We start from the raw sequence: 7,981 nt of genomic DNA on the forward strand, positions 1-7,981 counted from the left end.
CCAGGAAACCAGCTGCCCCCGACCCGGATACCCAAATTCATCGGCAATGGAGGAGGAAAGCAGAATGATCATCCCTGAACCGATGCAGCTTACCGTCAGGATCGCCGTAATTGACAGGTTGTAGAATTCCTGAAAACGATCTTTTTCCCGGGAGGCAAAACGGAAAAACGTGGTTTCCATCCCGAAAACGTAAATCACATTGAGTAAGGCTACCCAAAGAAAGTACGTTACCTGTTCGGCTAAAGGTCCGGGACCAAATACGGCCGTGTGTAACGGCACCAGCAGATAGCCAATCACCCGACCCAAAATACTACTGACACCATACAGAGCCGTGTCACTGGCTAGTTTCTTCAAAACACCCATACAAGTCTTTCCGTACCTAGCAGAATATTCTCGTGTACGTTCCGCAAAGGTAGGCAAGGCAAGAGCCAAATTTCCAAACCTCTAGCTAATGAGGACCAGAGAATCGTACTTTTGGCAAAACGTTCACGTATGAAATTTCTTTACCTGCTGAGTGGACTGCTGCTGACGTCGGCTTTTCAGTCGCTGTGTGCTCAGGTCGTAGTTGGCTATTATCCCTTCAACAGTGTATTGACGGTCAGTAGTAATCCCCATCATCGCATCTGGGGAGAGGCTCGCTTTCAAACCAATTCCATTTTTTCTTCTCTTAACACGGAGCTGGCTCCGATGGTCACGTTTGTTCGCAAACCCCAGCATTTGTTTTACGCGGGCGTAGGAGCCAATTTGGGTATTGTAGGTAAACTGGTAGATTCGAAGACCAGGCTGGTACAGGGCTATTTTCTCAGCGTTGGTACGCGGGTTACGCCGCTGGTGAAAGTCCCACAGCTGGGTATCTCCTTTGAGCTGACGCCGTACTCACGTCAGGATTTTAAAACGGGTAATTTTCGTAGCTGGCTGGGCGTAACCTGGCAACTTCGAAAATCAGAACCCGTAGTTACCGAATAATTACAAAAAAGGAGGAGCTTCTTGCTCCTCCTTTTTTGTAAAAACGATCTGAAAAGAATCGCGTTCTTAATTATTGTTTCGCCGCCATTTGATCCGCCTGTGGGAAATACACCAGTGCTTTCTTATACAAAGGATCGTTCGCGTTTAGAACCTGATACAACTCATTGCGGAGCCCCGCCGTACTCGAACGCTTTTCCCAAATATAACTAGCGACCAAGGCTTTGATTTGATCCTGCATGTAACGTTTGGAACGGGACAGATCGGCTTCGTTTCGCTTGATTCCCGAGGCCGCCGCCATCGCCGCTACTTCGTTAATCATGGCATCGCTTACCGTAAATTTCTGCAGGTAATCTTTAAATGTTTGTTCGCTCAATTTGGCCCGATTGTCCAGTGCGTACCGGAAGGCGTACTCGGCAATGACGTTACGAGCGGCTAGCTGATACAGATATTTGGTACGATAACTCGTATCTACCGAAACAAAAATATCGGGAATAATACCGCCACCGCCGTAGACCGCCCGGCCATTATCCGTTTTGAAGGCCTGTTTCTTATCAAATTTGATACTATCGGCTACAAACAATTCGCCATCCTTGTAGCGATCGTCCGAATCATAAGTAGTGTAAGGTTTCTGAATACAGCGACCACTCGGCGTGTAATACCGCGAAACGGTGATTCGAATCTGTGAACCATCGGACAAATCGACGGGCGTTTGTACCAGCCCTTTTCCAAACGTACGACGGCCTACCAGTAAAGCCCGGTCATGGTCCTGCAAGGCTCCGGCTACGATTTCGGAAGCCGATGCCGAGTTTTCGTCAATCAGTAACACAACGGCTCCTTTTTCAAAGAGGCCTTCCTTGCGGGCGTACGTTTCATCGTCGAACTGCGTACCCTTGCCATCGGTCTTCACAATGAGCTTATTACCACCCAGTAATTCGTCCACAATATCCGTTGCCCGGTCTTTGAAGCCGCCCCCGTTGCCGCGTAAGTCCAGTACCAGCCGACTCATCCCTTGTTTCTTGAGTGAGGCCAGCTGACTGCGGAATTCATTGTAGGTCGATTCCGCAAAACGATCAATTTTGATATAACCCGTATTGCCGTCAATGAGATAGCTAGCCGAAACGGAATAGGAAGGAATCCGGCCCCGGGTTACGTTAAAATTCAGCAGATTTTTTTCGCCCCGCCGCTGAATGTCCAGCTTTACTGCCGAACCACCCGGCCCCCGGAGCTTACTAAAGATTAGTTGATTATCCACTTTTTTTCCGGTCAATGGCGTACCATCCGCCCGAATCAATCGATCCCCCGAACGCATGCCCGCCGTAGCTGCTGGTCCGCCGGGAATGGCATTGATTACAAAAACCGTATCATTAAAAATATTGAACTCTACACCAATCCCATCAAAACCGGATTCGAGCTGAGCTTTGGCCGCCGCTACTTCCTTCTTGGGAATATAGACGCTGTGGGGATCCAAGTGCGTCATCATCTTTTCCAGCGAATAGTCCACCAATGTGTCCGTATTTACCGAATCGACGTACGCGTTATCAATCCAGGTTAGTACTTCCCGAAACTTATTGAGGTTGCGTACCAAATCGCCAGAATAGCGGGTACGGCCCCCAAAAAAGGTCGCTCCGATCAGGATACCTCCGGCCAGCGTAGCCGCCAGTAACATCGGTAAACGAATCATCGATGTACTGTTGCGGATGTTTTTATCAGAATGATTTTCCATGAAGGATAAGCTATAATAATGCCGTTATGGTATCAAAAAAACGTTTCCAGCATTAGAAACGTTTTTTAAGGTAGAGGCGATTGAAGGTCTTACAATTTACCTTTTTCCAGCGTTTTCGGATCAATACGCCGGACAATTTCTTTCCGGCTTAAATGAACCGCCCACAAACCCAGCAATTCCTTTTCTTTTTGCGGTTGAAGACTAGGAAGCTGCTTTTGGTTAAATGCTGTCGTCAGTTCCGGCGTCATAACCACTGGAATCGTATACAGCCATTCGCTGCCATCGCCAATTTTCTGAATGTTGTTTTCCTGCCGTAGTTGTTTTTCAGCATTGTACTGATACGCCGCGAAGACTTCTTTCGTCTTGGCATCAAAGCGGGGCTGATTCCACTGAGAAACCGGTACAAATTCAATACGGGCTCCGTACGCCTGAGCGAGCGAATCCACCAAAGCTTGGGTCGTTAAAGCCCGGACGGGCTGACGATCCATGACCCGGCCTATGGCATCCCCCTGCTCAGTAGCCAGGGTAGAAACCTGAGCACTGGTCACGTGCTTAATCTTCTGATTTTGTATTTCCTGCTGCATTTTAGCAGTATCCAGGCGTTTGAATTCGCAGGACGTAACCAGGAGCGTACTTACTACAAGTACACTTGCTACTCGTTTCATAATCGGTGTGCTTGGTTAACGGGCAGCCAGCTGGGGGAATTTATTTGAAAGAGCCGGCGTGGAAAAAGAGGTAAAGTCAGGGCCTTCGTTCGGGGCCGGAGTGAGCACTCGAAGATACGAGGGAGGAGCAAAGACCCGATCCGCCCGTAAGAAGGGTAAATTAATGAATTCGCTCAGCTTGTCGAATTGCCGACGGCCCCAAGGGGTATTAAAAGCGGTGATCCGTACGTCTGGACTCACCTTCAAAATGACATTTGCTCGCCGTACCCGCACCACCTGTCCATTGATGACGACTTTCCGGGTTTTTCCGAACAAAGGAATATCGATGGCCCAAGCGGAATGCACGCTCAGTACCAGCAAACAAAAAACTCCTATGCTTTTGAAGAATTTCACGCAGTAAATGTAAGAAGTTCTCAAAAAAGAATTAAAAATCAGCAGTACTTATCTTACTCAACGCGAAGCCTTTGCTTTAGGTTCTGTCGTTGGTACATCTTATTATAGTTATCTTTGTGGAAAATTTGTCCTTGTTTAAAAGCAACGTTTTCCGTTAGTAGGGAAAACCTATTCATAGTATCCTTATGCTTGAGCAATTAGAAGCCATACGCGAACGCTTCCACGAAGTATCCCAGCAGATCGTTCAGCCCGAAGTGGCCAGCGATGTGAAACGATATAAAACCCTGAGTAAAGAGTACAAAGACCTGGAAAAAATCGTCAAAAAATACGAAGAGTACCAATTGTTGTTGGGACAAATTGCCTCGGCTAAAGAAGTACTGACGACGGAAAAAGACGAAGAGTTTCGGGAAATGGCCAAGATGGAACTCGACGAACTCGAGCCCAATCAGGACGTACTCGAACAGGAGCTGAAAGAATTACTGATTCCGAAAGATCCCAACGACAGCCGAAACATCATCCTCGAAGTTCGCGGAGGTACGGGGGGTGACGAAGCCGCCATTTTTGCGGGTGATATTTTCCGGATGTACCAACGTTTTGCCCAGAACCAAGGCTGGCAGTTCCAGATTATGGACCAAACCGAAGGTAGCTCGGGTGGTTTCAAGGAAATTATCGTTTCAGTACAGGGAGAAGACGTATACGGAAAACTCAAATTTGAATCGGGCGTGCACCGCGTGCAACGCGTACCCGCCACCGAAACGCAGGGCCGTATTCACACCTCAGCCGCATCGGTAGCGGTACTGCCAGAAGCAGAAGAAGTGGACGTACAGATTAACATGAACGACATTCGCAAGGATACGTTCTGTTCGTCAGGTGCGGGTGGACAGTCCGTAAACACCACGTATTCGGCCGTTCGGGTTACGCACTTACCTACGGGTCTAGTGGTTCAGTGTCAGGACGAACGTTCGCAGATCAAGAACTTCGAGAAAGCCATGACGGTACTGCGGTCACGTATTTACGAAATGGAACTGGCTAAACAACAGGCTGAAATTTCGGGTGCTCGCAAGAGCATGGTAGGTTCCGGCGACCGTTCCGATAAAATTCGGACGTACAATTATCCACAATCCCGCGTGACGGATCACCGCATTGGCTATACCGTGCATAACCTTCCCGCCGTTATGGACGGAGACATTGGTGATTTTATCGAACAATTACGGATTGCCGAAAACGCCGAACGCTTGAAAGAAGGAGCGGTGTAAAGGTTGGTTAATGGGTTTGAGAAAGTTTGAAGGTTTAAAGAGTTTAAGTTTTTGTGAACTGATTGATAAGGGTTTAAGGTTTCATACGTTTGAAATGGGTGGGTCACCATCAAACTTCAAACGAATTCAAACCTTACACTCAGCTCAAACTTTAAACCAGAGTTAGCATTGAAGGCTAGTCGAAGTGCGATCAAACCTCAAACCCATCAAACCTTAAACGAGAAGCGTAAAGTCATGAAAATTACAATTGATATACCCGAAGATCAGGCTGTTTTTATGAAGCAGTTACTCGATCGTTTGCCTTTTACTACGATTACAGAAATCGTTGAAGATCGCCAGCCAGCGACCCCAACGGAGTTGGTTAAGGCGTTTCCATTATTACAGCAGGAAGCAGATGTTCGAGTGTCGAACATACTGGAACCCCATTTGAATTAAGTTTTTAATCGGCTGATTCTTGAGCGATTTTCTCTTTCTTTTTCTCGGGCTGGCGATTGGAGCCGTGGCCGCGTGGCTGGTTGCCAAAGGGCAAAGCAGTTCGCAGGTACGGGTGGCGGAAGCTTCGTTGAAAACCGCCCGTGACGAGAACGGTCAGCTCCGAACGGCTTTGGAAAAAGAACGCGGTGGTACGCTGGATCTGAACCGTCAGCTGGCGGCTCTGGAAGCCGATTACCGCAACCTGGAAGACAAACTTCACTTCCAGCAGGAAGAACTCTCCGCCCAGTTCCGGCTATTAGCCAACGACTTACTCGAAGAAAAATCGCGTCGCTTCACGGAGCAGAATCAGGTCAATCTGCATCAGATTCTGCATCCACTGGGCGAGAAGATTCAGGCGTTCGAACGGAAAATTGAAGAAAATTACAAGGAAGAACTCCGGGATAAGGTCAGTTTACTCGCCGAAGTACGCAAATTGCACGACTTAAGCCAGCGACTCAGTCAGGATGCCGATAACCTTGCCAAAGCCCTCAAGGGTGATACCAAACAGCAGGGGAACTGGGGCGAAGTAATCCTGGAAAAAGTACTGGAACGTTCGGGTCTGGTGAAAGGGAAAGAATATCTGACGCAGGTACTGACCCAGAATGTAGATAACAGCATTATTCGGCCCGATGTAGTAATCTGTTTGCCCGATAACAAACACCTCATTGTAGACGCCAAGGTCTCGCTGGTTGCCTACGAACGCTGCATTGGTTGTGACGACGAAACCGAGCGGCATAAGTACCTCTCGGCTCACCTGACTTCTGTTCGTAGTCACATCCGAATTCTGGCCGAAAAACGTTACGAAACCGCTCAGGGTCTGATTTCTCCCGATTTTGTGTTGCTCTTCATGCCCATTGAACCAGCCTTCAGTCTGGCTATTCAGTCGGATAACGAGCTGTTTAACTTTGCCTGGGAACGACGAATCGTACTCGTCAGCCCTACCACCTTACTAGCTACGTTGCGTACGGTATCGAGCCTCTGGAAATTCGAAAAACAGAGTAAAAATTCACTGGAAATTGCCCGCTTAAGCGGTGAACTGTACGATAAATTTGAAGGCTTTATCCGCGACTTACAAAAAGTAGGTGATACGCTGAAATCGTCGCAATCCGCTTACGATGAGGCCGTCAAGAAACTCTACGAAGGCAAGGGAAATTTGATTCGCACGGCCGAGAAAATTCGTACACTCGGAGCCCGGGCCACCAAAGAGTTACCGAAATCGTGGCTGGATCAGGCGGAAGAGTAGAGGATTGGTTGTAAGTTTTTAGTTGTTGGTTGTTGATAATTTGCTCAGTAACGAACAACTAAAAACCAATAACAATCAACTAGAAAATAATAACAACATGAACATTGGTCTCTTTTTCGGTTCGTTTAATCCCATTCATATTGGCCATTTGATTGTAGCGAATGTCATGGCCGAGACGACCGATCTGGATCAGGTTTGGTTTGTGGTTTCTCCCCAGAATCCTTTCAAAAAGAATAAGCAACTCTTACACGAGGAAGATCGCTATAAACTGGTTTCGCTGGCCATTCAGAACAACTCCAAGTTCAAAGTCAGTGATGTGGAGTTTACCATGCCACGTCCGAGTTATACCATCGATACCCTGCTAAAGCTACAGGAGAAGTTTCCCCAGCATTCTTTTCGACTCATCATTGGCGGCGATAATTTGGGCCAGTTTCCAAACTGGAAAGAGCATGAGCGAATTCTAAGTGAATTTGGTCTGTACGTCTATCCCCGGCCCAATGCCGAGCCGAGCGATCTGGTGGATCATCCCAACGTCCGGCTTGTGGAATCGCCCCTGCTGGATATTTCGGCTACCTTTATCCGGGCACAAATCAAGGCCGAACGAACCATTCGGTATATGGTCCCCGAAGAAGTAGAAGCCTATATTCGCTGGAAAAAATTTTACGTCTAAAGGAATGAACGTTAGTATTCTGGGTTGCGGCTGGCTGGGCTTACCGCTGGGCAAAGCACTGGCCGAACAAGGGCATACGGTGATCGGAACGACCACCTCAGAAGCAAAACTGTCCGTGTTAAGGCAGGCAGGCATTCAGCCCGTACTTCTGAATTTCAATCCCGAACCCGTAGGCGATCTGGCGGCTTTACTTCAGGCGGAGGTACTCATCATCAGTATTCCACCCCGAGCCAGCTCGCAGGGCGACGATTTTCATCCGCAACAGATTCGCCAGTTGCTGCACCAGATGAGCGATTTCCGGGGAAAGCTAATCTACATTTCCTCGACTTCCGTGTATCCCGAAACCAATACGGTACTCAATGAATACGGACCAACGCTGGAAAATCATCCCTTGATTACCGTTGAACATCTGTTACAGGAAAGCACGTTTCCGCTGACCGTACTTCGCTGCGGCGGCCTGATGGGCTATGACCGGATTGCCGGGAAGTACTTCATTGGAAAAACGGTGGATACCGGAGAGGTACCCGTCAACTTTGTGCACCGTGACGACGTCATTGGTATTATTGAGACCCTCTTACAGCAGGACGTCTG

General features: G+C 48.2%; 10 protein-coding genes. 6 read left to right on the plus strand and 4 right to left on the minus strand.

The window, feature by feature from the left end; genetic code table 11:
* Positions 1-363: lipopolysaccharide biosynthesis protein (locus tag ACOJTG_RS23205; protein ID WP_420155989.1), on the minus strand; the 363-nt coding region annotated here is incomplete at its 3' end.
* A 129-nt stretch (positions 364-492) separates the two neighbouring features.
* On the opposite strand from ACOJTG_RS23205, the gene ACOJTG_RS23210 reads away from it, so the two are divergent.
* Positions 493-966 carry a hypothetical protein gene (locus tag ACOJTG_RS23210; protein WP_420155990.1) on the plus strand — a complete coding sequence of 158 codons (474 nt, stop codon included), beginning with the start codon at positions 493-495 and terminating at the stop codon, positions 964-966.
* Positions 967-1,036: 70 nt separating this feature from the next.
* On the opposite strand, the gene ACOJTG_RS23215 is transcribed toward ACOJTG_RS23210, so the two are convergent.
* The 3 genes from ACOJTG_RS23215 to ACOJTG_RS23225 form a co-directional block, all read right to left on the minus strand.
* Positions 1,037-2,689, minus strand: a complete 1,653-nt coding sequence (locus ACOJTG_RS23215; RefSeq protein WP_420155991.1) for a S41 family peptidase — start codon at positions 2,687-2,689, stop codon at positions 1,037-1,039.
* A gap of 89 nt (positions 2,690-2,778) precedes the next feature.
* Entirely contained in the window at positions 2,779-3,354 is a 576-nt protein-coding gene (locus ACOJTG_RS23220) for a hypothetical protein (protein ID WP_420155992.1), read from the minus strand.
* A 15-nt stretch (positions 3,355-3,369) separates the two neighbouring features.
* Positions 3,370-3,714: a hypothetical protein gene (locus ACOJTG_RS23225; RefSeq protein WP_420155993.1), complete on the minus strand. Its 345-nt coding sequence runs from the start codon at positions 3,712-3,714 to the stop codon at positions 3,370-3,372.
* Between the two features lie 218 nt (positions 3,715-3,932).
* On the opposite strand from ACOJTG_RS23225, the gene prfA reads away from it, so the two are divergent.
* The 5 genes from prfA to ACOJTG_RS23250 form a co-directional block, all read left to right on the plus strand.
* A complete protein-coding gene (gene prfA, locus ACOJTG_RS23230) occupies positions 3,933-5,003 on the plus strand; it encodes a peptide chain release factor 1 (RefSeq protein ID WP_420155994.1) in 1,071 nt (356 codons plus the stop codon).
* Positions 5,004-5,237: 234 nt separating this feature from the next.
* Positions 5,238-5,438: a hypothetical protein gene (locus ACOJTG_RS23235; RefSeq protein WP_420155995.1), complete on the plus strand. Its 201-nt coding sequence runs from the start codon at positions 5,238-5,240 to the stop codon at positions 5,436-5,438.
* A 19-nt stretch (positions 5,439-5,457) separates the two neighbouring features.
* Positions 5,458-6,720, plus strand: coding sequence for a DNA recombination protein RmuC (locus ACOJTG_RS23240; RefSeq protein WP_420155996.1), 1,263 nt, complete (start codon positions 5,458-5,460; stop codon positions 6,718-6,720).
* A 97-nt stretch (positions 6,721-6,817) separates the two neighbouring features.
* Positions 6,818-7,390 carry a nicotinate (nicotinamide) nucleotide adenylyltransferase gene (gene nadD / locus ACOJTG_RS23245; protein WP_104715896.1) on the plus strand — a complete coding sequence of 191 codons (573 nt, stop codon included), beginning with the start codon at positions 6,818-6,820 and terminating at the stop codon, positions 7,388-7,390.
* A 4-nt stretch (positions 7,391-7,394) separates the two neighbouring features.
* Positions 7,395-7,981: NAD(P)H-binding protein (locus tag ACOJTG_RS23250; protein ID WP_420155997.1), on the plus strand; the 587-nt coding region annotated here is incomplete at its 3' end.

The organism is Siphonobacter sp. (assembly GCF_048595215.1).
GTDB lineage: Bacteria > Bacteroidota > Bacteroidia > Cytophagales > Spirosomataceae > Siphonobacter.

What these genes read in the sequence shown, in the direction of transcription:
- prfA (WP_420155994.1), top strand. Translation starts at nt 3,933, where the DNA reads ATGCTTGAGCAATTAGAAGCCATACGCGAACGCTTCCACGAAGTATCC.
- nadD (WP_104715896.1), top strand. Translation starts at nt 6,818, where the DNA reads ATGAACATTGGTCTCTTTTTCGGTTCGTTTAATCCCATTCATATTGGC.
- ACOJTG_RS23210 (WP_420155990.1), top strand. Translation starts at nt 493, where the DNA reads ATGAAATTTCTTTACCTGCTGAGTGGACTGCTGCTGACGTCGGCTTTT.
- ACOJTG_RS23220 (WP_420155992.1), bottom strand. Translation starts at nt 3,354, where the DNA reads ATGAAACGAGTAGCAAGTGTACTTGTAGTAAGTACGCTCCTGGTTACG.
- ACOJTG_RS23235 (WP_420155995.1), top strand. Translation starts at nt 5,238, where the DNA reads ATGAAAATTACAATTGATATACCCGAAGATCAGGCTGTTTTTATGAAG.
- ACOJTG_RS23215 (WP_420155991.1), bottom strand. Translation starts at nt 2,689, where the DNA reads ATGGAAAATCATTCTGATAAAAACATCCGCAACAGTACATCGATGATT.